At 72.1% G+C, this 23852-nt stretch carries 20 protein-coding genes and 1 tRNA gene; 6 read left to right on the plus strand and 15 right to left on the minus strand.

Going from position 1 to position 23852, the window contains the following annotated elements; translation table 11 throughout:
• Positions 1-6 precede the first annotated feature (6 nt).
• From ACH4E7_RS09810 to ACH4E7_RS09840, 7 genes are all read right to left on the minus strand, one after another.
• Positions 7-930: a hypothetical protein gene (locus ACH4E7_RS09810; protein WP_396248471.1), complete on the minus strand. Its 924-nt coding sequence runs from the start codon at positions 928-930 to the stop codon at positions 7-9.
• Positions 927-1478 carry a flavoprotein gene (locus ACH4E7_RS09815; protein WP_396248472.1) on the minus strand — a complete coding sequence of 184 codons (552 nt, stop codon included), beginning with the start codon at positions 1476-1478 and terminating at the stop codon, positions 927-929. The genes ACH4E7_RS09810 and ACH4E7_RS09815 overlap by 4 nt, the downstream gene beginning before the upstream one ends.
• 67 nt (positions 1479-1545) lie before the next feature.
• Positions 1546-2544, minus strand: coding sequence for an LLM class flavin-dependent oxidoreductase (locus tag ACH4E7_RS09820; protein ID WP_396248473.1), 999 nt, complete (start codon positions 2542-2544; stop codon positions 1546-1548).
• Complete coding sequence (locus ACH4E7_RS09825; protein ID WP_396248474.1) at positions 2541-3401, minus strand: ABC transporter permease; 861 nt, start codon at positions 3399-3401, stop codon at positions 2541-2543. Before ACH4E7_RS09825 ends, ACH4E7_RS09820 begins: the two co-directional genes overlap by 4 nt.
• Positions 3398-4219: an ABC transporter ATP-binding protein gene (locus tag ACH4E7_RS09830; RefSeq protein ID WP_396248475.1), complete on the minus strand. Its 822-nt coding sequence runs from the start codon at positions 4217-4219 to the stop codon at positions 3398-3400. The genes ACH4E7_RS09825 and ACH4E7_RS09830 overlap by 4 nt, the downstream gene beginning before the upstream one ends.
• Positions 4220-4271: 52 nt before the next feature.
• On the minus strand, positions 4272-5474 hold the full coding sequence (locus ACH4E7_RS09835; protein ID WP_396248476.1) for a M16 family metallopeptidase: 1203 nt from the start codon (positions 5472-5474) through the stop codon (positions 4272-4274).
• A gap of 116 nt (positions 5475-5590) precedes the next feature.
• Entirely contained in the window at positions 5591-6877 is a 1287-nt protein-coding gene (locus ACH4E7_RS09840) for a M16 family metallopeptidase (protein ID WP_396248477.1), read from the minus strand.
• A 202-nt stretch (positions 6878-7079) separates the two neighbouring features.
• Between ACH4E7_RS09840 and lxmK the strand changes: the two genes are divergently transcribed.
• From lxmK to ACH4E7_RS09865, 5 genes are all read left to right on the plus strand, one after another.
• A complete protein-coding gene (lxmK, locus tag ACH4E7_RS09845) occupies positions 7080-8222 on the plus strand; it encodes a class V lanthionine synthetase subunit LxmK (RefSeq protein ID WP_396248478.1) in 1143 nt (380 codons plus the stop codon).
• Positions 8219-9190 (plus strand): T3SS effector HopA1 family protein, encoded by a 972-nt coding sequence (locus ACH4E7_RS09850; protein WP_396248479.1) that lies wholly within the window; start codon positions 8219-8221, stop codon positions 9188-9190. The genes lxmK and ACH4E7_RS09850 overlap by 4 nt, the downstream gene beginning before the upstream one ends.
• Before the next feature lie 5 nt (positions 9191-9195).
• A complete protein-coding gene (locus tag ACH4E7_RS09855; RefSeq protein WP_396248480.1) occupies positions 9196-9516 on the plus strand; it encodes a helix-turn-helix domain-containing protein in 321 nt (106 codons plus the stop codon).
• A gap of 344 nt (positions 9517-9860) precedes the next feature.
• Positions 9861-10070 (plus strand): LxmA leader domain family RiPP, encoded by a 210-nt coding sequence (locus ACH4E7_RS09860; RefSeq protein ID WP_396248481.1) that lies wholly within the window; start codon positions 9861-9863, stop codon positions 10068-10070.
• 33 nt (positions 10071-10103) lie between these two features.
• Positions 10104-10295, plus strand: coding sequence for an LxmA leader domain family RiPP (locus tag ACH4E7_RS09865; protein ID WP_396248482.1), 192 nt, complete (start codon positions 10104-10106; stop codon positions 10293-10295).
• An 89-nt stretch (positions 10296-10384) separates the two neighbouring features.
• Here the strand turns inward: ACH4E7_RS09865 and ACH4E7_RS09870 are convergent, their stop codons facing one another.
• The 3 genes from ACH4E7_RS09870 to ACH4E7_RS09880 all read right to left on the minus strand — a co-directional run bounded on the left by ACH4E7_RS09870 (position 10385) and on the right by ACH4E7_RS09880 (position 11580).
• A complete protein-coding gene (locus ACH4E7_RS09870) occupies positions 10385-10648 on the minus strand; it encodes a transcriptional regulator (RefSeq protein ID WP_396248483.1) in 264 nt (87 codons plus the stop codon).
• 59 nt (positions 10649-10707) lie between these two features.
• Entirely contained in the window at positions 10708-11124 is a 417-nt protein-coding gene (locus tag ACH4E7_RS09875) for a hypothetical protein (protein ID WP_396248484.1), read from the minus strand.
• Between the two features lie 382 nt (positions 11125-11506).
• Positions 11507-11580: transfer RNA gene (locus ACH4E7_RS09880), tRNA-Thr, on the minus strand.
• Positions 11581-11782: 202 nt separating this feature from the next.
• On the opposite strand from ACH4E7_RS09880, the gene leuE reads away from it, so the two are divergent.
• Positions 11783-12433 (plus strand): leucine efflux protein LeuE, encoded by a 651-nt coding sequence (leuE, locus tag ACH4E7_RS09885; RefSeq protein ID WP_396248485.1) that lies wholly within the window; start codon positions 11783-11785, stop codon positions 12431-12433.
• A gap of 10 nt (positions 12434-12443) precedes the next feature.
• On the opposite strand, the gene ACH4E7_RS09890 is transcribed toward leuE, so the two are convergent.
• The 5 genes from ACH4E7_RS09890 to topA all read right to left on the minus strand — a co-directional run bounded on the left by ACH4E7_RS09890 (position 12444) and on the right by topA (position 23484).
• A complete protein-coding gene (locus tag ACH4E7_RS09890) occupies positions 12444-14075 on the minus strand; it encodes an alpha/beta hydrolase (protein WP_396248486.1) in 1632 nt (543 codons plus the stop codon).
• Between the two features lie 161 nt (positions 14076-14236).
• Positions 14237-15487, minus strand: a complete 1251-nt coding sequence (locus tag ACH4E7_RS09895; protein ID WP_396248487.1) for a hypothetical protein — start codon at positions 15485-15487, stop codon at positions 14237-14239.
• Positions 15488-15741: 254 nt separating this feature from the next.
• Entirely contained in the window at positions 15742-16953 is a 1212-nt protein-coding gene (locus tag ACH4E7_RS09900) for a DNA polymerase III subunit delta' (RefSeq protein WP_396248488.1), read from the minus strand.
• A 189-nt stretch (positions 16954-17142) separates the two neighbouring features.
• On the minus strand, positions 17143-20460 hold the full coding sequence (tmk, locus tag ACH4E7_RS09905; protein ID WP_396248489.1) for a dTMP kinase: 3318 nt from the start codon (positions 20458-20460) through the stop codon (positions 17143-17145).
• Between the two features lie 159 nt (positions 20461-20619).
• On the minus strand, positions 20620-23484 hold the full coding sequence (gene topA / locus ACH4E7_RS09910) for a type I DNA topoisomerase (protein ID WP_396248490.1): 2865 nt from the start codon (positions 23482-23484) through the stop codon (positions 20620-20622).
• Between the last annotated feature and the right edge of the window lie 368 nt (positions 23485-23852).

Below are 23852 nucleotides of genomic sequence, written 5' to 3' on the forward strand. Positions count from 1 at the left end.
GGCGTTTCACCAGGCGGAGGTCAGGACATCGCTTCCACCGGCGTCGATCAGGGAGGGCAACACATCGACGTGGACCAGCAGTTCACGGTGCCAGCCGACATAGGCGGCGAAGTCGTGGGCGTGGACAAGCATCCGCACGATGGCGGCTCGGCCGGCTCGGTCCGGGTCGTCCAGGCGGCCGAGGCCCTCGAGGAACGCCGCTCGTGCCACGTTGGGGAACACCTGGTGCCGGCCTTGGGCGTTGGCGATCATCCTGAGCTCCAGGATCTCGCCCAGCAGCCAGCCGGCGTCGAAGTCGGCGGGACCGCGGGCGAGGTCCTCGCCGATCATGAGAGCTGCAGTGGCCGACCCGGTGGCCAGGACCACCTGCCCCAGGCCGGCCGCGCCGTGCAGCAGTCGGTCCTCCGGTGCCGGTGTGGTGAGGTCTTCGCACCAACGCATGACCTCCCTCCAACGCCGGTCGCCCATGGAGCGCTGCAGCAACCGGTGCAGATCCGCTGCTGCGCGAGGGCCACGACCGGTGCGAATCCAGGCCAGTGCGCGGGCCGGTCCGGCGGGCGGCGTCGCTACGACGTCGGCTGGAGCGGCCAGCTGGATGCGCCGGATGAGCCTGGCGGTGGAGGTCAGCACGGTGGCCAGGCGGTCCAGGTCGTCTCCCTCCGGTGCGGTCAGCGCGAGGCCGGCTGCCGTCTGGGTGCCCGGCACCTGGTAGAAGACACCGCTGGCCGGGCCCTCGATCGGGAGGGCCGTACGAACGCCGCTGATGTCAAGCCCGACCAGCGACCGTCTGACCGAGGGCGACGGCCGAGTCGCTGGCGAGGTGCGGTCTTGACCGGGCCAGCGCCGCCAGCGGTGGTTTCCCTCAGCGTCGGTGGTGACGATCGTCCGCTGATAGCCGGTCTCGAACTGCCGCACGATGCGCTCGGTCATCCCCGGTCCCCCGGACACAGCGACGCGCGAAGCCGCTCCAGGGCTGCAACGGCCTGGGGTACCGGAGCCGCTGGCGAGGCGTCGTTTCGGCCGGTGGTGGCGGACATGCCCGACACGGGCGGCACCACCACCACGTTCGGCCGGGCGGCGAGTGCCTCCATGTTGCGCTGGTGGACAGGTGAACCGATCCCCCCGGGTGGCAGTGCCGGGGCGACGGCGATCGGCGCCCGGGTGCACTGCAGGGCAAGCAGCAGCGGGGTGTCGGCCAGGCCCAAGGCGAGACGCGAGGTGAAGTGAAAGGTCGCCGGGTGCACCAGTACGGTGTCGGCCCACTCGGCGATCTCGACATGCGTGGCGTTGGCCACGCCGTCACTCGGCCAGGCGTCGAACAGCAGGGGTTCCCGACCCAGGGCCTGCACCGCCGCAGGGCCTACGAACTGCTGTGCCGAGCGGGTGAGCACGGTCTTCAGCTCCAGCTCCGGGTAGGACGCCTTGAACCAGTGCGCCCACATGGGCATGAACATCACGCCCAGTGCGCCGGTCCCCATGTATACGAGCCTGCGTGCTCCAAAGAACGGTGGGCGGTCGCCCGTCCCAGCGGCGGGGTCAGCCCCGTTACGGGCGGCGGTCATCAACGGCCTCCAGGATCTCGGTCAGGTCGCGCAGTCCCGCGCCCAGGCCCTCGGAACGGGTCACACCACAGACATTGAGGACCACCTCGTCGACACCTGCGCGTCGGTACTGGTCCAGACCGTCGGCGATCTCCTCTGGCGTGCCGGCGACGAAGACCCCGTTGTCGATCAGAGCCTTCGCGCCGTCCTCCGGGTGGCCGGGATCGGCGGCGACTCCCGCCTGCCGCAGCATGTCCGTGTAGTGCGGCAGGCGCAGGTGCGCGGATGCGGCATGGTAGGCGGTGCGCCCGATGTCACGACCAGGCCGGGCCACCGCGACATGCACCACGGTGGCGACCCGCGGGGTCGGGCGGGTGGCCGACTCGGCCGCCGCAGCGAGGCTGGGCACCAGGACATCCCTCAGGTAGGGGGCAGGGGTGAGCCAAGTGATCGCCACGTCAGCCGCCCGGCCGGCCGCCCGGGCCATCGGCGGTCGCAACACTCCGAGTCCGAGCTCGACCGGTGGGCTGGGCAACGGGGTGAGGGCCGTGTGCGTGCTGAAGTGGTCGCCGTCCTGATCGACCCGCTCGCCGGCCAGCAGGCCGCGCATGACCGCGAGGTACTCGGCGACAGCGCTTACCGGCTTCGGGTACGCCTCGCGCCTGAGCAAGCGCTGGAATTCAGCGCCACCCGGGCCGATCCCGGCGACATAGGGTGCGCCTGACAGTGCCGCCACGGAGCGGGCCTGGAGCGCCGCGTCCAAGGGATGACGCAGCGGGGAGAGGACCACGCTGGTTCCGAACGGGATCCGCAGCCCCATACCGGTCAGGCCCGCGAACAGCTGATGGGTATCGATGCCCATGCTCTGACCGAGCCACAGCCGGCCACGGCCGCGCGCTTGCAGAAGCCGCGCAACCGGCACGATTTCGCCGATGTTGGCGGGCTGGAGCGGATAGATGAGGCTCGTCTCCGCAGGCCGGACGAGCGGGCTGACAAGGGTCACCGGGAGATCTCCTGCACAGATGAGTCGGACGGCTGACGGGTGGCCGTAATGCGGGTACCGGACACCCGGCGGCTGGTGCGGCGAAGCACGGCCGGAGCGATGACGAAGCCTGCGACCGCCCAGGCGGTGAGCACCGTCGCGGTCTGCCAGTGCTGCCAGCTGTGACCGGTTTCAGCGACCAGTGCGGTGTCCGGCATGGTCGCCGAACGGAGCCCCTGGGCGAGCCACTTCAGCGGAAAGACCTCGGCGGTCAACTGAAGCCATCGCGGCATACCGGTGACCGGGAAGAAGACACCGGACACCGCCATCAGCGCGTAGACCGGCAGCACGAGCAGCGCCATCGCGGCACGGGCGTTGGGCAACGAAGCACCGATGGCAGTGCCGATCGGCACCACTGCGACGAGCCCCAGGAGCAGCACCCACGCAAGGGTGATCCAGCCGTCGGCCGAGTGCGGCAGGCCCGCGCCGTTGACGCCTGCACCCACCAGCAGGAGCACCAGCGCGCTGGCGATCGCGATGACAGCGGTGTACAGGGTCTTGCTGACCACGTACGCAGTCGTCGCGAACGGCACGCTCCGCAGTCTGAGCAGGGTGCCGTCCTGCCGCTCGGTCGCCATGATCTGCGGCAGCGTCGTCCATGCGCTGGAGACGATCACAGTGGCGACCTCACCGACGAGAACCATGGTCGAGGCAGGCGTTTCGGTTCCTTCGACGGTGCCGCCACGCCAGGCGGCAACCGCAGCGAACAGTGCGACGTTCAGGACGTGCGGCAGGTACTCGCGGGCGCTGCGCACGGTCTGGTGCAGCTCGATCAGCCCGCGGTGCAGGCCGTTGGCCACTGCCGGGCGGATGCTCACAGCGGGTCCTCCAAGTGGATCAGGCGCAGGTAGGTCTCTTCCAGCGACGGGCGGCGGACCTCCAGATCGGGAATGGGGCCGTCGGCCGTCCGATGGAGGTCGTAGACGAACTTCGAGGGATCCGGTACGTGGACCCGGTGCGCGGTACCGTCGGGCCCGGTCCAGCGGACCTCGGTCGTCGTGCTCACCGCCTTGGCCAGTTCCTCGGTCGTGCCGCAGGCCACCAACCGGCCGCCGAGCAGGATCCCGGTACGCGTGGCGAGCTTCTCCGCCTCGGCCAGGTCGTGCGTGGTCAGCAGGATCGTCATGCCGTGGTCCCGGTTCAGCCGTTGCGCCAACTCGTGGAAGGCGAGCCGCGCTTCAGGGTCGAAGCCGGTGGTCGGTTCGTCCAGGAAGAGCAGCTCGGGACGGCCGAGGATGCCCAGCGCCACGTCCAGTCGACGGCGCTGGCCGCCGGAGAGTTTCTGTACTTCCTGGTGGGCCTGGTCAGCCAGGCCCACCAGGTCCAGCAGCTCCTGCGGATCGATCGGGTCCGGGTAGTAGCGCGCGAGGTGCCTGACCAGTTCTCCGACCCGCCACTTCGGGTGGTCCCGCCAGGACTGCACCACGATGCCGATCCGGGACCGCCAGGCGTCGTCCGCGCCGGCGGGATCGGTGCCGAGCACCGATACCCGGCCGGCCGACCGCAGGCGCAGCCCTTCGAGGATCTCGATCGTCGTGGTCTTCCCGGCTCCGTTCGGTCCCAGCAGGGCGAAGATCTCGCCGCGCTCGATGGTGAGGTCGAGGCCGTGCACGACGTCGCGCTGTCCGTAGCGCATGCGCAGGCCACTGAGCACAACGGCTGGCTCAGGTGTGGCGGTTGGGGGCTGTTCAGGCAACGACGACGTCATCAACGATTCCCTTCAGGTCGTCAGTGAGTGCGGACCGGTCGCCGACCACGACTCCGCAGAACGCCTCGGGGCGATAGAACTCGGCTGCCGCCTGCTGGAGTTCGTCCACGCTCAGGCCCTCCAACAGAGACGGAAAGGTGACCATTCGCATCGGGTCCCGGCTGAGGACCAGTGATGACAACAGGCTTCCGGCCAGTCCGCCCTGCGAGGCCGTAACCAGCACTGACATCCCCGCCATGTAGTGACGAGCCGCGTCGAGTTCCCGTCCGGTCACAGGGCGCTGCACCAGTTGCCGCATCTGGTCCCGGATCTGCGCCAGGGCCGCAGCGGTCGCCTCAGTGGCGGTGTCGGCCTCCACGGCGATCACCACCTGGTCCAGGTAGTCGCGGAATGAGGAGTCCACGCGATAGGCGAGGCCGAGTTCCTCGCGCAAGGACATCACCAGACGGGACGAGAAGTACCCGCCGAAGACCACGTTGGTCATGGACAGCGCGGGGAAGCGGGGGTCGTCGCGGTGAATGCCAGGCGCCAGGAGCCGGATCTGGGACTGCACTGCACCAGGCCGGTCCACCAGCCGCAGCGACCCGGCGGGCAGCGGCCGGGGCGGGGCCGGCGGGGCGACAGCCGGGCCGGATTCCCAGCCGGCCGTGGCCCGGGCCACCGTCACGGCGGCCGCGTCCGGGTCGATGTCCCCGACGACGACGACGTAGGCCCCCGCAGGGCGGATCACACGGCTGTGCAGGGCACGGACGTCCCCGGCCGTCACCCGGCCGATGTCGGAGACCGATGGGAGCGGGGCCAGGGCGGGAACGTCACCGAAAGCGTGCTGCACCAAGGCCGCCGCAGCCACCGTCTGGGGTTGCGCTCCGGCCAGCCCGACCTTCTGCTGCGCACGCCGACGCTCGTACTGGACGGCGTCCTCGGAGTGACCGGCGCCGGCCAGCAGGGAGCCGATCAGATCGGCCAGGTCACCGAGGGCACCCGCGGGGCAGGACCCGGCCAGCATGAGCCAGCGGGTGCGCCCTACGTCCAGAGTGCTGCCCGAACGCTCCAGCCGGTCCGCGATGCCGCTGTGGTCGAGGCCCGGATACCCGTGCATCAGGCTGGCCACCAGGACTTCGGCAACGGCGGCTTCGTGCGCCGAGCCGACCGGTAGCGGTACCGCGACGCGCAGCTCCACCATCGGAACGGATGGGCAGCGGGCCGTGAGGACGCGCAGGCCCGACGGCAGCGTGACATCGGTCAGTGGGGGCAGTGCCGGCCTCGGCGCAGGGCCGAGCGGAGGCAACCCGATGGCGGTCATGCGTGCCTTCCGGAGGGGGTCAGGGCGACGATCGCGCGCGCGTCGGAGGTCAGCGAGGCCGCTGCGGCAGCGATGTCGCCCACGGTGAGGGAAGCCAGCAGACCCGGCAGTTCCCCCGGCAACTCGGGCCGGTCGAACAGCAGGGCGCAGGCACCCGTCTGGCGGGTGAGAGCGAGGAGGGAGTCGCGGTTGCGATGGGTCGCCGAAACGCTCACCGCCACCGCCCGGGCCAGTTCGCCCGTCGTGGGGCCGTCAGCGGCGAGGGCGGCGAGCTCACCGTCGAGCTCCTCCGTGATCCGGTCCGTACCCGGGTCTGCGGGATGTGTGGCCACCACCAGGAAGGTGTCGGGATCGCGGGCCTGAAGCGGGCCGAACAGACCGCAGCCGGAGCTGACGTCGGTGGCGAGTGGGGCGGCCCGGTGGATCAACCTCTTCTTGAGACGGGCGGTCCGGCTACCGGTCAGAATCTGGCACAGCGCCATGTGAGCGACGTACTGCGTCAAGTGTCCGGCCGGATCGGGCATGCGGTAGCCGAAGGCCGTGGCGGGCAACGGCGCGTGGGCGTCCCTGTGGACCGCCTTCGGCCGACCGGCCGGGTACGGTTCGCGCAGGTCCGGGCCCGGGGCCCGCGCCCCGGCGGGAATACCGGCGAAGTAGCGCTCGGCGGCTTCGAACACCCTTTGGGGGTCGACGTCTCCGCAGACCGTCAGGACCGCGTTGGCGGGAACGTAGTGAGCTGCGAAGAACTCCTCGCACTCGGTCACGGTGGCGCGGGCGATGTCGGCCAGGTCGCCGTACCCGTTGTGCCCGTTGGCGAAGGAGCCGTACAGCACACTCGGCAGGACGGTCCAGGGGAACCCGCCATAGGGCTTGTTGAGGACGTTGAGGCGGATTTCCTCCTGGACCACCGCGACCTGGGTCCGCAAGCTTTCATGGGTGATACGAAGTGAGCGCATACGGTCGGCTTCCAGGAAGAGCATGCGCTCCAGAGCCGCCGACGGGGCGACCTGGTAGTAGTCGGTGTAATCCTGATGGGTAGAGCCATTGGCTGTTCCCCCGGACTGCTGGCAGATCTTGTAATGCCCGCCGCGCGCGATCTGTCCGCTACCTTGAAACATCATGTGTTCAAAGAGATGAGCGAACCCCGAGCGGCCTACCGGCTCCGAACGGAATCCGACGCCATAGTGCACGGCCACTCCGACGGCAGACCTTCCGGAGACAGGCTGGACTGCCACGCGCAAGCCATTGGTCAGAACGAAGATATGCGGCGGCGAATTCGACATGCGCCCACCCTAGGGCTCTACCGATACGACAAAGAAAGAACGGCCCTCAGGTTTCTTTGGGGCTGCGGCCCCGATGCGGGATCGATTCGGGCCCGCGGCCTGACACGCCTGGCTGCGAGCAGCGGCGGACGCTGATCCGACCCAAAGTATCCCGATACTTTTCCGATGGCTTCGGACCGTCTGACGACTACGATCTCGGCGCATGACCATCAAGGAACAGGGCGGCGAGGAGACCGAGCCGACCCGCCTGCGATTGACGCCAGCTGCCCTTGAGAATGCGCCAGAGGTCAACCGACTGATCTCATCGATCGACCTGGGACATTTCGACCCGGAGACCGTCACGGCTTACTCGGGCAGGAACGAGAACTGGGCTGGAATAACTACAGGACAGGCGGCAGTTTTCGTCAAGCGACTGGGCGGCAAGCCGGATGACGTGGCAGCCCGGTTTTCCCGCCTGACGCAATTCGATCAGCTCGCCGGGCGGCACACGAGCGCTGAACTCAGGGCGCCGGAGATCCTCGGAACGGACTCCGAGAACCATCTCATTGCCTTCACCTGGCTGGCGGACGCGCGGTCCGGTGCAGAGCTGGCAGCGGATGACCTCTTCACCGACGAGCTGTGCCGCCGCGCCGGCCGGGCCGTCGCGGCGCTGCACCGGTTGCCCACCGACGACATCGAGCTCGACGACACGGCCCACCCGCTTCCGCCGCTGGGCAGTCTGCGCGCACTACCGTACGGCGTCTTCGCCAACAGCGGCTTCGCGGAACTGGAGTTCTGGCGTCTCCTGCAGTCGGACGAGCCGCTTCTGAACGCACTGGGACAGCTGCGGAACATGGAACACGCGGCCCCCCGCAGCCCGATTCACGGCGACCTGCGGCTCGACCAGTTCCTCCTGCTGGACGAGGACATGTACCTCACGGACTGGGAGGAGTTCCGGCTCGGAGACCCGGCGCGGGACGTCGGCGGATTCATCGGGGAGTGGCTCTACCGGGCCGTTCAAGGCATCCCGAAGTCCGTCGCGCTCGACTCCGAGGACTTCGGCCGCAAGGCCGCGCACGAGGAGATCGTCGCCCACGGTGTGGCCGAACTCGAACGACTGCGCCCGAAGATGGCCGAGTTCTGGTCCGCGTACCGAGCCGAATCCGACTCGCTGGACGACCGGTTCGCGACTCGCGCGGTCGGCTACGCCGGCTGGCACATGCTCGACCGCATGCTGGCGGCCGCGGCGGGCGCTGCTCGGCTGTCGGCCGCTGACCGCGCCGGCGCGGGCATCGGCCGGAACATCCTTCTTTCCCCTGCCGGGTTCACCGGCGTCCTCGGCCTGGATGGAGCCAACTGCCCATGATTTCCCCCGTCATAGCCCCCGCGCTGGCGCAGGCGCTCGAAGTTGTGACAGTGGCGCCGGACGGACTGAAGGCGACCGTGGGCGAGACCACGATCGAGGCGCCGAACGCCGGGGTACTCACGCAGAAACTGAGCGCCACGCTCTATCAGGTCATCCACACCGGACGTGAGCCGGTCATGTCCTCGCGTCCGCGGACGCTACGGGACCGCGCCCTCGACCAGCGACTCGCGGATGCGATGCCACACCGCTCCACGCGTACCAGGGCACTCGTTCACCCGAGTGCCGCCGACGGGAGCTTCGTGGCGGAGCTCAATGGCCTGCGCGTGCTGCTCAGCGAAGCCGACCAGGACACGCCGCTGCCCCAGGAACGACCCGCGCTCGCGACCCTCACCCTGCCGGCGGCACGCCCGGCGCTGTCGCCGGGCTTCTTCCTCACCGACGGCAGCCACGGCACCGGCCGTTCGGACCAACTGCTCCTACGCGTCTACATCCACCTCACCGCCCCGGACCCGGCGCCCGCACTCTGGGCTGCCGTGCTCGGGCACCTGGAGGACCAGCGGTTGCCCTATCGGGCCAAGATCTCCTCGAACCGGGACCTCTATCCACGGCAGGACGCGCTCGTGGTGTACCTCGGGCCACAGGCGTGGCACGCCGCACTGGGCGTCGCACAAGCCGTCCAGGGCATGCCCGGCCTCGGACCGACGACATCGCCCCTTCTGCACCCGGTGGCTCCGGGCGTCGGCGTCGCGTGGGAACCGGATGACCCACGCCCGGGCCGACGCGGCCTGAGCTTCGGGGAGCACCGTACCGGCGTCCTCGCGGAGTGCCTGGTCCACCACGCTCTGCGCAACGACGGTCGGTCCAGCGAGGACGTGGTGGCCGAGGGGTTCCTCAACGCCTCCATCGATCCCCTGAGCCCCGCCCGCAACCTCGGATCACCTGCGGTCCCGGTGCTGGGATTCGTCTAACGACGATGGCAGAGACCAACTCGGGCCATCCGTCGGCCGACAAAGCGAAAGCCGTGCTCCGCATCCTTGCGGGACACGAGACGGTCGAGCGGACGGCAAGCCGACTCCGGGCCCAAGAGGAACAGGTCATCGACTGGTGCCACAGCTTCGTCCACGCGGGGTTACACGGGCTGCGTACGGGCGGCGAGAGCACACCGTTCGACGGACTGATCGAACGCCAGCTCACAGTGGAGATCAGCGAACTGCGCGAGGCGCTGGCCGAGGCCGATGCCGAGCTCGCGATCTGGGAGGCCCTTCACGGGCTTCAAGGAACGCACGACAACTGAATGACGCTCGGGGCCCGGTGCACGGGCCGCCGGCCTCAGAACGGCACGGTATGGGGGAGCGGCAGGCAATGTTGCCTGCCGCTCCCCCATACCGTGCCGTTCTGCGTGCGCCGCACCCGCTCCCGGCGACGTCATGCCCGCGCCGCCGCAGGAGGGGCACTGCCCCCTGATCGCCGCCCGCCTGTCCGTATTGGTTGCGGTCTTCCCTGTAAATCCCCAGGTCAGAGCCGTCTTCCGAGCAAGAGTCGGGGTTACTTTCAGCTCCCGCGCGGTCGGCGAAAGTGATCAACTACTTCCGAGAGCGGGAAAACACCCGGCTCCATGACTCAGATCAGAGGCTACAGATGAACACCGCTGACCAGCTCATCCAGGGCTACACCGCTTACACCACCGCCGAGGAGTTCGGCGCCGCGGCCACCTCGGGCGCCCCGGCCACCACCCCGTCGATCGCCACCGCCTCCTCGCCGGAGTGCGCCGGTCTGGCCTGGAGCGCGGTGCAGGGCGCTGCCGCCTCCCTCGGCGCGGTCACCGCCACGCACGTCCTGGGCTGCTGACCAACTCCGCCCACTGAACCAGAAGGAGCGCAGATGAACACCGCTGACCAGCTCATCCAGGGCTACACCGCTTACACCACCGCCGAGGAGTTCGGCGCCGCGGCCACCTCCGACGCCCCGGCCACCTCGCCGCTCACCGTCACCACCTCCAGCGGCCCCTGCGGCGGCGTGGCGAGCGCCGTCAGCGCCGCCAGCATCGGCTTCACCGCCGACTGGGGCTGCTGACAGCCACTACGTGACCGTACGAACGGCCACAAGCCGGTGGGTGCCCATGGTGAAGATGGGCACCCACCGGTGCTTTTGTGTTGGCGGCGCTACTGGTCGAGGGCCGCCGCGTTGCGGGCATTGCGCTCAGCGATCTCCTGCAGAGCGGCCAGGTGAGCCGCCAGACTCTCCCGCCCGGAGGGGGTCAGGGACAGCCAGGTACGTGGCCGGCGCCCGAAGTAGCCCTTCCGGATCTTGACGTGGTTCTCGGCTTCCAGCGCGGTTGCCAGCCTGCTCAGGGCCGAGTCCGATAGCTGGCACTGCTCGCGGACCGTTCGGAAGTCGGCCTCCGCGCAGCCGGAGAGAAAGGCCACGACAGCCAGTCTCGTGGGGTGCTGGAACGACGCGTCCAGGCCTCCGCCCGATGCGAGGTTCACTGGCTTCGCCTAGTCAGTCGGTACCACTCCGCCGCGCCCATGGTGACCCCGCTGACGATGAGCATCCAGGCAAGCCCGGCGGTCGCCCAGACCACAACGGCAACCAGTCCAGCCACCAAGGTCGGCGCCACGTCCGTCCAGCGCTGGACCTTGCTGCGATCGGTGAGCTGCGGAAGAACCCCGCCCCAGCGGCGAAACGCCATGGGTGCCATCACGAGCCACGACACAAGCGCGACCATGAGCAGCGCCCAGCCCAACGCCCGCGGCACCTGCGGGAGAAGCGCGGCTCCAACTCCCATGAATCCGGCGGCGAACAAGCCCGCGATCACTTTCGGCCCCCACGCCGGCATCTGACTGCCCGACGCGGACTGCCGTGCGACGCCAGCGATACGGAGTGCCTCCTGCGCATCCATGGCTTACCCCCTGTTCCGTGCGAAGGGGCCTCCTCGGCCCCCGCTTCCCGTTGCTAGTGTGGCATTTACTTTCCTGAGGCGCAAATAGTTTCAGCCATGCAGGTAGGGGCGACTGCCGGGTTGCCAGCCGGTCCTCCTCGAGCGCGGAGCAGGTGAGGCGCCACCCCGGAGAAGCCGCCCCTGCCCTCAACGCCCGCCCCGGCGACCGCACGGATGGTCTCGCCTGGACGCCCGAGCGGGTCGCCCAGCGGCGGGAGGGCCGAACCGAGATCAACACCCGCGCTCACGCAAGCGCGCCCGTGGCGCGTCACCGACGCCTGCCCACAGGTCGAGGAACGACAAAAGGCCCAGATCGCGGGTTATGCGACCTGGGCCTTCACTGAGCCGCCTGCGGGATTCGAACCCGCGACCTACGCATTACGAGTGCGTTGCTCTGGCCAACTGAGCTAAGGCGGCACCGTTGCCGTGTGTGGCGGCAACGCGGGCCAGTCTACACAGGTTCGCAGGTGATCCGCAGCCGAGGTGGTCGAGGCCGGGGCGGGGCCTGGACGGGGGCGGGACATAGGGGGCAAGAGGGGATAGTTTTCGTTTCAATCGATCACCGGTACGACGTTACGATGAGCGCCCCCTGCCGCCCTTCCCCACCCCGGAGCGCATCGTGCTCGGCGTCAACAACCTGGCGACTTACATCCTCGGCGCCCTCGTCATCGTCCTGCTGCCCGGCCCCAACTCGCTGTACGTGCTGTCGGTCGCCGCCCGGAAGGGCATCCGGACCGGCTACCGGGCCGCGGCGGGCGTGTTCGTCGGCGACCTCACGCTGATCAGCCTGACCTCGCTGGGTGCCGCCTCGCTGCTGAAGGCCAACCCGGCGGTGTTCGCCGTGGTCAAGTTCGGCGGAGCCGCGTACCTGCTGTGGCTCGGCTTCGGGATGCTCCGCGCCGCCCGGCAGCTGTGGCGCGAGCGCCGGGCCGAGGCCGACCCGGCGGCCGAGGCGGCGCCGGAGGCGGTCGAGCGGCCGTTCCGCCGGGCGCTGGTGATCAGCCTGCTGAACCCGAAGGCGATCCTCTTCCTGCTCTCGTTCTTCACCCAGTTCGTCGACCCGTCGTACGGGCAGCCCGTGCTCTCCTTCGGCCTGCTCGGCGGGATCCTGCAGACCTTCAGCCTGCTCTACCTCTCGCTGCTGATCTTCACCGGCACCACGCTGGCCACCGCCTTCCGCCGCCGCAAGCGCCTCTCCGCGACGCTGACCAGCGGCGTCGCCGTGCTGTTCGCGGGCTTCGCCGCGAAGCTGGCGGTCTCCTCCGCGTGAGGTGAGCCGGCTACCGGTCGCAGCGCTTGCCCTGTTCCGGCGCCTCCCCGGTCAGTAGGAAGTGGTTGACCGCGCCGTCCACGCAGGTGCTGTGCCGCCCGTACGCGGTGTGGCCGTCCCCGTCGTAGGTGAGCAGGCGGCCGGACTCCAGCTGCCCGGCCAGGGAGCGGGCCCAGTCGTACGGGGTGGCCGGGTCGCGGGTGGTGCCGACGACGACGATCGGGGCGGCGCCGGCGGCCCGGATGGTGTGCGCCGCGCCAGTGGCCTGGACCGGCCAGTAGGCGCAGGTCAGCGCCATCCAGGCCATGTCGCGCCCGAAGTGCGGCGAGGCCCGCTCGAAGTCGGGCACCGCCCGCTGGACGTCCTCCGGCGAGCGGAACGGGGCGGGCAGGTCGAGGCAGTTCACCGCCGTGTTGGCGAACATCAGGTTGGGGTACGAGCCGTCCGCCTCGCGCCCGTAGTAGGCGTCGGAGAGCTTGAGCAGCCCGGTGCCGTCGCCCGCCTTGGCGTCGGAGAGCGCGCTGCGCAGCTTGGGCCAGAGGAAGTCGGCGTACATCGACTGGATGACCCCGGTGGTCGCCTGGGAGCCGGTGAGCCGACGCCCGTTGTCGGTGCTCGGCAGCGGCTGGTCGTGGACGGCCGTGAGCAGGGTGGTGAGCTGCTCGCCGACCTGCTGCTCGGTTCGGCCCAGCGGGCAGTCCTCGCGCTCGGCGCAGTCTCCGGCGAAGGCGGCCCAGGCGGTCTCGAAGCCGCTGGCCTGGGTGCGGTTGTCGGCGACCGAGTCGAGTGCCGGATCCATCGCGCCGTCCAGCACCACCCGTCCGACCCGGCTCGGGAAGAGCCCGGCGTAGGTGGCGCCGAGGAAGGTGCCGTAGGACTTGCCGACGTAGTTCAGCCGGTCGTCGCCGAGCAGGGCGCGCAGCACGTCCATGTCGCGGGCCGCCTCGACGGTGCTGAGGTGGCCGAGCGCGGCCCCGGCCTGCCGGTGGCAGCCCTCGGCGAACTCCTTGTCGGCGGCGACCAGCGCGTCGATCGCCCGCTGGTCGCCGGGGTCGAGGTCGACGGCGGTGAAGGCGTCCATCCGCTCGCCGTTCAGGCAGCTGACGGGGTTGCTGCGGCCGACCCCGCGCGGGTCGAGACCGACCAGGTCGTACCGGGTGCGCACCGAGCGGTCGTAGGTCCGGGCGACGGCCTCCAGGTACTCGATCGCCGAGCCGCCGGGCCCGCCCGGATTGAGCAGCAGGGAGCCCAGCCGGGCGTCGGCATCCGAGGCGGCTTCAGCGGGTACGGCCGCCGCCCGGGCCGCCGAGAGGGTGAGGTCGCCGTCCCCCGGGCGGTCGTAGTCCATCGGCACCCGGAAGGTGGTGCACTCGAACCCGCCGTCGCAGGGCTGCCAGACCGGCCGCTGCGCGTAGTACGACGCGAGCGCGGCCGGGACGGCGGCGGGCAGCGGCTCCAACGGGGTGACGGCGGCCGCGCCGGAGCCCGTCGAGTCGGACGAGGCCTGCCCGGACACCCCGCTCGAACCCGCGGACCCGTCCGGACCGGACCTCCCCGCGCTGCACCCACCCGCCGAGACCGCCAGCAGCCCGACCACCAGCACCGCGGCCGCCGCCCGAACCCGCCGCCCGAAGGCCCTCATCCGCTTCCCTTCCACGAACCCACGAACCCACGAACCACGAGTTCCACGAGCTCCATGAACCACGAGCTCCACGAACCACACGAAAGTACGAGAGCGAGGAAACGCAGCTGCCCGGTACCCGCCCCGGGTACCGGGCAGCGTAACGCCCGCTCAACCGCCATTCAGGACGCCTTCACCAGCGCCTCGGCCAGGAACTGCGCCGCCTGCCGGACCAGCCGCAGCCGCTCCCGGTCGGGGCTGAAGTCCTGCACGTTGTCCGAGATCCGCACCTCGGCCTTGGCCGCCGGGCCGGGGCCGGCCTTGAGCGCGGCCTGAAGCTTGCGGGCCGCGTCCAGCCCGGCGGCGTCGGCCTTGGCCGCGGCGAGCAGCAGCTTGGCCGCGCTGCCCGCCGGGGCCTCGGCGCCGGTCTGGGTGAGCGCGGCGGCGTCGTACCGGCCGGAGACCGCCGCGGCCACGCCGTACAGGTCCGGACGGGCCAGCCCGGCCGCGGCCGCGCACGGCGCGCCGCCCTCGACGCCGAGGGTGCCCCAGGAGGCCGGGCCGGGCGGCAGGGTGCGGAAGGACGTCGCGATGGTGGTGCGCAGCGCCACGTCGTCGGAGACCGCGGCCGGGGCGGCGGCGACCAGCTCGCAGGGGTGTGCGGTGCCGTTCGGCGCCTCGGGGGCGACCAGGATGAACGGATGGGCCCGGCCGCCCTGCAGGGCCTCGCCGATGCCCTCGAAGACGTCCGGAACCTCGGCGTCGGCGGTCTTGCGCGGCGTGGCGGCGTGCATCACGACGACCGGGAAGCGCGCGTTCGGCTCCTTGGCGTACTGCGGCGGCAGCCAGACCCGGACGTTGCGCGGCTTCCCGTCAGGGCCGACCACCGCGGACTGCAGCAGCTCGCCGCCGCCCGGGTGCCCGACGTTGTCGAAGCGACTGACCACGGCGGGCGCCGCGGAAGCGGAAGCGGAAGCGGAAGCAGCGGCGGTGGCGGAAGCAGCGGCGGTGGCGGTGGCAGCGGCGGTGGCGGTGGCAGTGGCAGCGACGACGCCGGGCGCAGCCGGAGCGGCCGAGGCCGACTCGGTCAGCGTCGGCGGCGCCGCCGGCTGCCGGACCGCCGCACCCGCGCCGGAACCCGCCCAGGCGCCCGCCGCGGCCGCGTCCACGGCGGGCGCCGACCGGTCCGCCTCCGGCCTGCCCCGGCCGAGGCCGCCGAAGGCCCCGAGTGCGGTGAGCAGCGTCAGCGCGCTGACGCACACCCCGCAGACCATCGCCCCCGCCGCCCGCAGCAGCATCGGCCACCGGTCCCCCTCCAGCTCGTAGGCCTTGGCGGCGCGCAGGTCACGCCAGCGCTGGAGCGCGCCGCGCGCCAGCCAGATGCCGCCGACGACGGCGGCCAGCAGGGGGATGACGAGGAGCGGACGGACCACGGAACGCACCACCTCGGAGAAAGGCCGGCGCCGGACCGGACCCGGCGCCGTACGGGGGCGACCACTCCGGCGGCGGGCCCTCCCGACACAGGAGAGGGGGCCCGGGTGCGGCCGGGGCGCAGTCGGCCCCCCAGCGTGCACAACGGGCGCACCGTCACACGCGGGTGTGCCCGGCGAGTATCGCCCGTTCACTCGAAGGTGGGACGCCGGGCCGACTCCGGGAGGCCTACCGGGGGGACCGGACCGGAACGGGCTCAGCCCGCCCGCAGCGCCACCGTCATCGCCTCGACCGCGAGCAGCGGGTCCACGTTGCGGTCCAGCGCCTCGCGGCAGGCGAGCACCGCCTCGATCCGGCGCAGCGTGCCCTCGGCCGGCCCGGCCTGGGCGACCCGGTTCAGCGCCTGCCGCTGGTCCTCGTTGGCGAGCGCGCCGCTGGAGCCGAGCTGGATCGCCAGCACGTCCCGGTAGAAGCCGAGCAGATCGAGCAGCGCGACCCCGAGGGTCTCCCGGCGGGTGCGGGTGGCGCGGCTCTTCTGCCGCTTCTCCAGTTCCTTCACCGCCCCGGCCATGCCACGCGGCGCCTTGCTGCCCTCGGCGGCGCCGTAGGCGGCCTTCAGGTCGTCGGTCTCCTTGGCGTCCTGGGTCTCGGCGAGCGCCTCGGCGTCGGCCTTGGCGGTGTCGACCAGGCGCTGGGCGGCGCTCAGGCAGCCGCCGATGTCGGAGACCTCCAGCGGGATCCGCAGCACCTCGGTGCGGCGGGTGCGGGCCTGCTCGTCCACGGCGAGGCGGCGCGCGCGCTCGATGTCGCCCTGCCCTGCGAGCGCGGCCAGCCGGGCGGCCTCCGGCTCGACCCCGTCCCGGCGGACCAGCATGTCGGCGACGGCCCCGGCGGAGGGCGTGCGCAGCACGAGCAGTCGGCAGCGCGAGCGGATGGTCGGCAGTACGTCCTGGACGGAGGGGGCGCAGAGCAGCCAGACGGTGCGCGGGGAGGGCTCCTCCACGCCCTTGAGCAGCGCGTTCGCGGCGGCCTCGGTGAGCCGGTGCGCGGCGTCCACCAGGATCACCGACCAGCGGCCGCCGGTCGGGTAGCTGGAGGCGCGCAGCACCAGGTCACGCATGTCGCCGACGCCGATGGACAGACCGTCGGTCCGCACGTACTTGACGTCGGCGTGGCTGCCGGCCAGCACGGTGTGGCAGCCGTCGCAGAACCCGCAGCCGGGCGTGCCGCCGAGCGCGAGGTCGGGGCTGGTGCACTGCAGGGCGGCGGCGAAGGCACGTGCGGCGGTGACCTGCCCGGCCCCGGGCGGGCCGGTGAACAGCCAGGCGTGCGTCATCAGGGAGGCGTTCCCGCCCTGCTCCGGGGCGGCGCCACGGCCGGCCTCGACCGCCGCCCCGGCCGCCCGGGCGGCGGCGGTCAGCTGCTCGACCACCCGCTCCTGGCCCACCAGGTCGTCCCAGACGGCCACCGCTGCTCCCAAGCTCAGTACGACGGCGCTCCCGGCGCCGATTCCCCGCCGTCGAGCATACGTCTCCGCCCCGACAGCCACTGCTCCGTCCGGGCCACCCCGGGTACGGACCGCGCCGGTACGACGGCGGGCGGCGCCGCCGGGGACCACTGCCCCGACGGCGCCGCCTGTCAACGGTACGAAAGGGGCTCAGCCCCGACGGCCCCAGCGCCGACCCTTGCCCTTGCCGCCGTCCTCGCCCCCGTCGCTCCGGTCCTGGCCGTCGCGCGGGTGCCGCCCCTCGTCACCGCCCTGCTCCCAGCGCTCCCACTCGTCGCGCGAGCCGAGCAGGGTGTCGGTCAGGCTCGGCAGGTCGTCCATCGGGGTCTGCTCGGCCCACTCAGGCCGGGGCCGCTCCGCCGTGGGCTGGTCGACCCCGGGCTGAGGCTCGGCACCCGGCTGCCGACCGTCGACCACCGGCAGCTCACGCGTGCTGTCCACCGGCTCACCGGGACGGCGGCCCGGCTCGACCCGGGGCAGCACCGCGGTCTCGTCCACCGCCGGAACCTTCGGCAGCACCGCGGTCTCGTCCACGGTCGAGGCCGGCACCACCGGCAGCTTGGCGGTGGCATCGGCCGCAGCGGCCGCGTCGGCCGGACCGGCAGCCCGGACGGCCGCCGGCCGGTCCCGCAGCGACAGCTCCCGCGTCGCCTCGTCGCCGAGCCCCGCCGAGGCGTCCCGCGAGCCGCCCTGCGGCGTCTCCCGAACCGCCCGCAGCTGCGTGGTCGCCGCGCCCCCCTCGGGCCGCCCCTCGGCCCGGTCCGCCGCCGTCTCGGCGGCGGCAGCGGCCGCCGCGAGTGCCGCGGCCTGCGCCAGCCGGGCCTCCTCGGCCCGCTGCAGCGCCTCCTCCGCCCGGCGGCGCTGCTCCTCGCGGGCCAGCTCCCGCTGCCGCTGGAGCTCCGCCTGGGCGGCCGCCTCGTCGGCGATCCGCTTGCGCTCGGCGGCCTCCGCGGCCAGCCGGGCCTCCTCGGCGGCGCGCCGCTCGGCCTCCTCCTCCGCCCGGCGCTTCGCTTCCTCCTCCGCCCGGCGGCGGGCCTCCTCCTCGGCCTTGCGCCGCGCCTCGGCTGCGGCCCGCTCGGCCTCCTCCTTGGCCAGCCGCTCCTGCTCGGCCTGCTCGGCCCGCAGCTGCGCCAGCACCTCCTGGCGCTTGCGCTCGGCGGCCTCCGCCTCGGCCTTCTTGCGGGCCTCCTCGGCGGCGCGCCGCTCGGCCTCCTCCTTCGCCAGCCGCTCCTGCTCGGCGCGGGCGGCCTTCTCCTGCTCGGAGAGCGGCAGCTCGCGGTCCAGCCGGTGCCGGATGGCGGTGGTGACGAAGCCGGGGGCCTGGCTGCCGTCCACGACCAGGTAGCGCGCCGGGTCGGCGGCCGCGAGGGCGAGGAAGCCGGCTCGGACCCGCTGGTGGAACTCGGTGGGCTCGGACTCCAGCCGGTCCAGCGCCTCGGTGAAGCGCTCCCGGGCCCTGGTGGGGTCGACGTCCAGCACCACGGTCAGGTCGGGCAGCAGCCCGCCGGTGGCCCAGCGGGAGATCCGGGCGACCTCGGTGGCGGCCAGGTCGCGCCCGGCGCCCTGGTAGGCGATCGAGGAGTCCATGTACCGGTCGGTGATCACCACGGCGCCGCGGGCGAGGGCCGGCCGGATGACGTTCTCGACGTGCTCGGCCCGGTCGGCGGCGTAGATCAGCGCCTCGGCGCGGTGCGACAGGCCGGTGTTGCCGACGTCCAGGACCAGGCCGCGCAGCCGCTGCCCGACCGGGCTGCCACCGGGCTCGCGGGTGAGCACGACCTCGTGCCCCTTGCCGCGGATCCACTCGGCGAGTGCCTGGGCCTGGGTGGACTTGCCGGCGCCGTCGCCGCCCTCCAGGGCGATGAAGAAGCCGGTACCGGCGCCCCGGTGCGGCACCGGGCCGCTGCCGCCGCGCATCGCGTCCACCAGGTCCTTGGCGAACGGGGCGGTGCCGCGCCGGTCGTCGGTGCGCAACAGCACCACGGCCGCGAGCACCAGCGTGAGCAGGCCCGAGGTGGCGACGGCGAGGGCCGCGCCACCGTGGATGAAGGTGAGGGAGCCGGGCCCGACGGTGCCGTACTCGACGTCCCCGTAAGCGGCGGCGATCAGCGGGACGGCCACCAGCGCGGCCGCGACCACGGCCCGGAGCACCGCGTACAGGTGCTCGGTGACCTTGGGCAGCCGGGCCTCCTCGACCTCTTGGGCGAGCAGGGTGCGCCCGGCCGAGACCACGATCCCGGCGGCCAGGCCGGCCAGCGCGGTGAGCAGCAGGACCAGCACGAAGTCCAGCACCAGCCCGGCCAGGATCAGCGCGACGCCCTCGGTGAGCAGCGCCAGCGCGAGCAGCCGGCGGCGGGAGAGCGAGGGCAGGGTGGCCCGGGTCAGCCGGGCGCCCAGCGCCGGGGCGAGGGCCGCGGCGAGCACGATCAGGCCGTAGCCGATCGGACCGGCCCGGTGCTCGGCGGCGGTGAGCAGCGCCAGCGCGGCGACGCCCGCCATCGAGGCGAAGCCGGCCGCGACGGCGAAGGTGAAGTACGGGGCGCTGCCGGTTCGGCCCTTGCTCAGCGCGGGCCCGGGAGTGGCGTCGGTCGGGGCGCGCAGGCCGGTCAGCGGCGAGTGCGGGGCGACGGCCACCGGGCCGCCGGGCAGCTGCTGGAGGTAGCCGCGGACGGCCGAGGCGGCGAACAGGCCGGCCGCGCCGAGCGCCGCGAAGGTCAGCTGGTGGGCGCGCAGCCAGTCCGAGCCGAGCGCCGCGCCGATGTTGTTGACCAGGGTGAAGGTGACCAGTCCGACGGCCGCGAGCGGCACGGTGACCCAGCCGGTGAAGCGGTCGATGCCGCGGACGGTGTCCAGGTTGGCCGCGGCCGGCCGCTGCTCGGCGGCGGGCGCGTAGGGGTCGGCCGGCGGCAGCAGCCCGGGGACGGCGGCGGCCTTGGCGATCCCCCGGACCCGTTCGGCCGCGCCGGTGACGAACACGGTGGCGAGCAGGACGTAGGTGGCCGCGCCCGAGGGCCGCGGGCCGGAGCTCAGCCAGACCGTCCACCACGGCGCCAGGGCGATCAGCAGGGCACGCAGCGCGTCGGCGCCGAACAGCGTCCAGCGCCGGTCGAGCTTCCCGGCGACCAGCTGGTGCACCGGCTCCAGCAGCGCCACACCGACCAGCCCGGTGGCCGCGACCCGGAGGGCGAGGACGGCGGCGGTGGCGAACGCGAGGCTGCGCGGCAGGTCGCCGAGCTGGCCGCCCTGGGCGGCCGCGATCACGGTGAGCGCCAGCAGCACCAGCAACCCGAGCCGGTCGGCGGTGCCGCCGAGCAGCTGGGTGATCCACAGCCGCCGGTAGGGGCGGGTCCGCAGCAGCGCCCGGGCCCGGTCCACGGGGGTTCCGGCGGGCGCGACCTCGGACAGGTCGGCCACGGTGGCTCTGGCGGCCGGGGCGGCGCTGGGGGTGGGCTGCTCCTCGCTCGTCATACGGCCAGCGTAGCGGGCCGGGCTTTGCCCGATTGAGACGAGCGGGGTTCCGGTTCCCGGTCATCACCGGCCTGTGACGATCCCTGCACAGACCTCGGGCCCGCGCCCCCCGGGGTGGAGGCGCGGGCCCGGTTCCGCTCTCGGCGGGCTGTCGTCGGATCAGCCCTCGTCGGTGGCGGCGGTCTTGCCGGCCGCGGTCTTCTTGGCGGCCGTCTTCTTGGCCGTCGCCGTCTTGGTGGCGGTCTTCTTGGCGGCCGTCTTCTTGGCGGCGGTCTTGGTCGCCGTCGTCTTGGTGGCGGTGGTCTTCTTGGCGGCCGCCTTCTTCGCCGGGGCCTTCTTCGCCGCCTTCTTCACCGGCCCGCGGGCCCGCTTCTCGGCGAGCAGCTCGTAGCCGCGCTCCGGCGTGATGGTCTCGACCTCGTCGTCCTTGCGCAGCGTGGCGTTGGTCTCGCCGTCGGTCACGTACGGGCCGAAGCGGCCGTCCTTGACCACCACCGGACGCTCGCTGACCGGGTCGGTGCCCAGCTCCTTGAGCGGCGGGGCGGCGGCGGCCCGGCCGCGCTGCTTGGGCTGGGCGTAGATCGCCAGCGCCTCGTCGAGGGTGATCGTGAAGATCTGGTCCTCGCTGGTGAGCGAACGCGAGTCGGTGCCGCGCTTGAGGTACGGGCCGTAGCGGCCGTTCTGCGCGGTGATCTCCGCGCCCTCGGCGTCGGTGCCGACCACGCGCGGCAGCGAGAGCAGCCGGAGCGCGTCCTCCAGGGTGACGCTGTCCAGCGCCATCGACTTGAACAGCGAGGCGGTGCGCGGCTTGACCGCGTTCTTGCCGGTCTTGGGCGTGCCCTCGGGCAGGATCTCGGTCACGTACGGGCCGTAGCGGCCGTCCTTGGCGACCAGCATGTTGCCGCTGACCGGGTCCGGGCCGAGCTCGAAGTCGCCGCTGGGCTTGGCCAGCAGCTCCTCGGCCAGCTCGACGGTCAGCTCGTCCGGCGGCAGGTCGTCCGGGATGTCGGCGCGCTGGCCGGGCTCGCCCTCGACGGCGGAGGCGCGCTCGACGTACGGGCCGTAGCGGCCGACCCGCAGGGTGATGTCGTCGCTGACCCTGAACGAGCTGATCTCCCGGGCGTCGATCGCGCCGAGGTCGGTGACCAGCTCCTTCAAGCCGCCCAGGTGATCGCCGTCGCCGTTGCCGGCCTCGGCGGCGCCGCCCGCGGCGTGGCCCTCGCCCTCGCCGAAGTAGAAGCGCTTCAGCCACGGCACGGACTGCGCCTCACCGGCGGCGATCCGGTCGAGGTCGTCCTCCATCTTGGCGGTGAAGTCGTAGTCGACCAGCCGGCCGAAGTGCTTCTCCAGCAGGTTGACCACGGCGAAGGAGAGGAAGGACGGGACGAGCGCCGTGCCCTTCTTGAACACGTACCGGCGCTGGATGATCGTGTCGATGATCGACGCGTAGGTGGAGGGCCGGCCGATCTCCCGGTCCTCCAGCTCCTTGACCAGCGAGGCCTCGGTGTAGCGGGCCGGCGGCTTGGTGGCGTGGCCCTCCGGGGTGATCCGCTCGGCGGCCAGTGGGTCGCCCTGGGCGACCTGCGGCAGACGGCGCTCGCGGTCGTCGAGCTCGGCGTTCGGGTCGTCGGCACCCTCGACGTAGGCCTTGAGGAAGCCGTGGAAGGTGATGATCTTGCCGGAGGCGGAGAACTCGACGTCCCGGCCGTCGGCGGAGGCGCCGCCGACCCGGACGGTGACGGACTGGCCGACCGCGTCCTTCATCTGGGAGGCGACGGTGCGCATCCAGATCAGCTCGTACAGTCTGAAGTCGTCGCCGGTCAGGCCGGTCTCGGCCGGGGTGCGGAAGCGGTCGCCGGAGGGGCGGACGGCCTCGTGCGCCTCCTGGGCGTTCTTGACCTTGCTGGCGTAGGTGCGCGGGGCGTCCGGCAGGTAGTCGGCGCCGTAGAGCTGGGTGACCTGCGCGCGGGCGGCGGCGACCGCGGTGTCCGACAGCGTGGTGGAGTCGGTACGCATATAGGTGATGAAGCCGTTCTCGTACAGCTTCTGGGCCACCTGCATGGTCCGCTTGGCGCCGAAGCCCAGCTTGCGGCTGGCCTCCTGCTGGAGCGTGGTGGTGCGGAACGGCGCGTACGGCGAGCGGCGGTAGGGCTTGGACTCGACGCTGCGGACGCTGAACGCGGTCTGCGCCAGGGCGGCGGCCAGCTGGCGGGCCGCCTGCTCGTCCAGGTGCAGGGTGTTGGTGCTGCCGGCCTTCAGCCGGCCGTCCGGGCCGAAGTCGCGGCCGCTGGCGATCCGCTTGCCGTCCACCGCGGCGAGCCGGGCGCCGAAGGTCTCCGGGTTGGCGGAGTCCACCGGGGTGCGGCCGGTGCCGAAGCTGCCGACCAGGTCCCAGTACGAGGCGGTGCGGAAGGCCACCCGCTCACGCTCGCGCTCGACCACCAGACGGGTCGCGACGGACTGCACCCGGCCCGCCGACAGCTTCGGCATGACCTTCTTCCACAGCACCGGCGAGACCTCGAAGCCGTACAGCCGGTCGAGGATACGGCGGGTCTCCTGGGCGTCGACCAGGCGCTGGTTGAGCTCGCGCGGGTTGGCCACGGCCTCCTGGATCGCCGACTTGGTGATCTCGTGGAACACCATCCGGTGCACCGGCACCTTGGGCTTCAACACCTGCTGGAGGTGCCAGGCGATGGCCTCGCCCTCGCGGTCCTCATCGGTGGCCAGGAAGAGCTCGTCGGACTCCGCGAGCAGCGACTTCAACTTGCTGACCTGGGACTTCTTGTCCGCGTTGACCACGTAGATGGGCGCGAAGTCGTGGTCGACGTCCACCCCGAGGCGGCGCACCTCACCGGTGTACTTGTCCGGCACCTCGGCCGCCGTGCTGGGGAGGTCGCGGATGTGCCCAACGCTCGCCTCGACGATGTAGCCGGGGCCCAGGTAGCCCTTGATCGTCTTCGCCTTGGCCGGCGACTCGACAATGACGAGTCGCTGTCCGTGCGCGGTCTCGCTGCTCGGGGACACCTTCGCTCTTCTCTCCCGGTCCTTATGTGGCTGGTCGGCGCTGGCAGCACGGGCTGCGCTCCGCCCGACCCCTCCACCGTCCCGGGCTGCCGCTGCACGACACCCCACCAGCGGAGTGTGACCGTACCCCGGCCACCCTTGTCAAACGGACGGATCCCGCGTTTTCACTTGCCGGGCTCACCGACGCCACTCGAACGGTAACCCGATGACGGAGGTTCGCGCCCCGTGGAGGGGGGCTTCGGCAGGTTCCGGAGGATGGAATGACGGATTTCAAGATCTGTCAACGGAAAAATCGCCGCGCTTCCGGTACCGCGCTCTCCGGATCGTGCTCTCCGGATCGCGCCAGGGATTACCGGCATGGTTGTTAC

Origin of the sequence: Kitasatospora sp. NPDC018058 (assembly GCF_044327205.1) — a bacterium.
Classification (GTDB): Bacteria; Actinomycetota; Actinomycetes; order Streptomycetales; family Streptomycetaceae; genus Kitasatospora.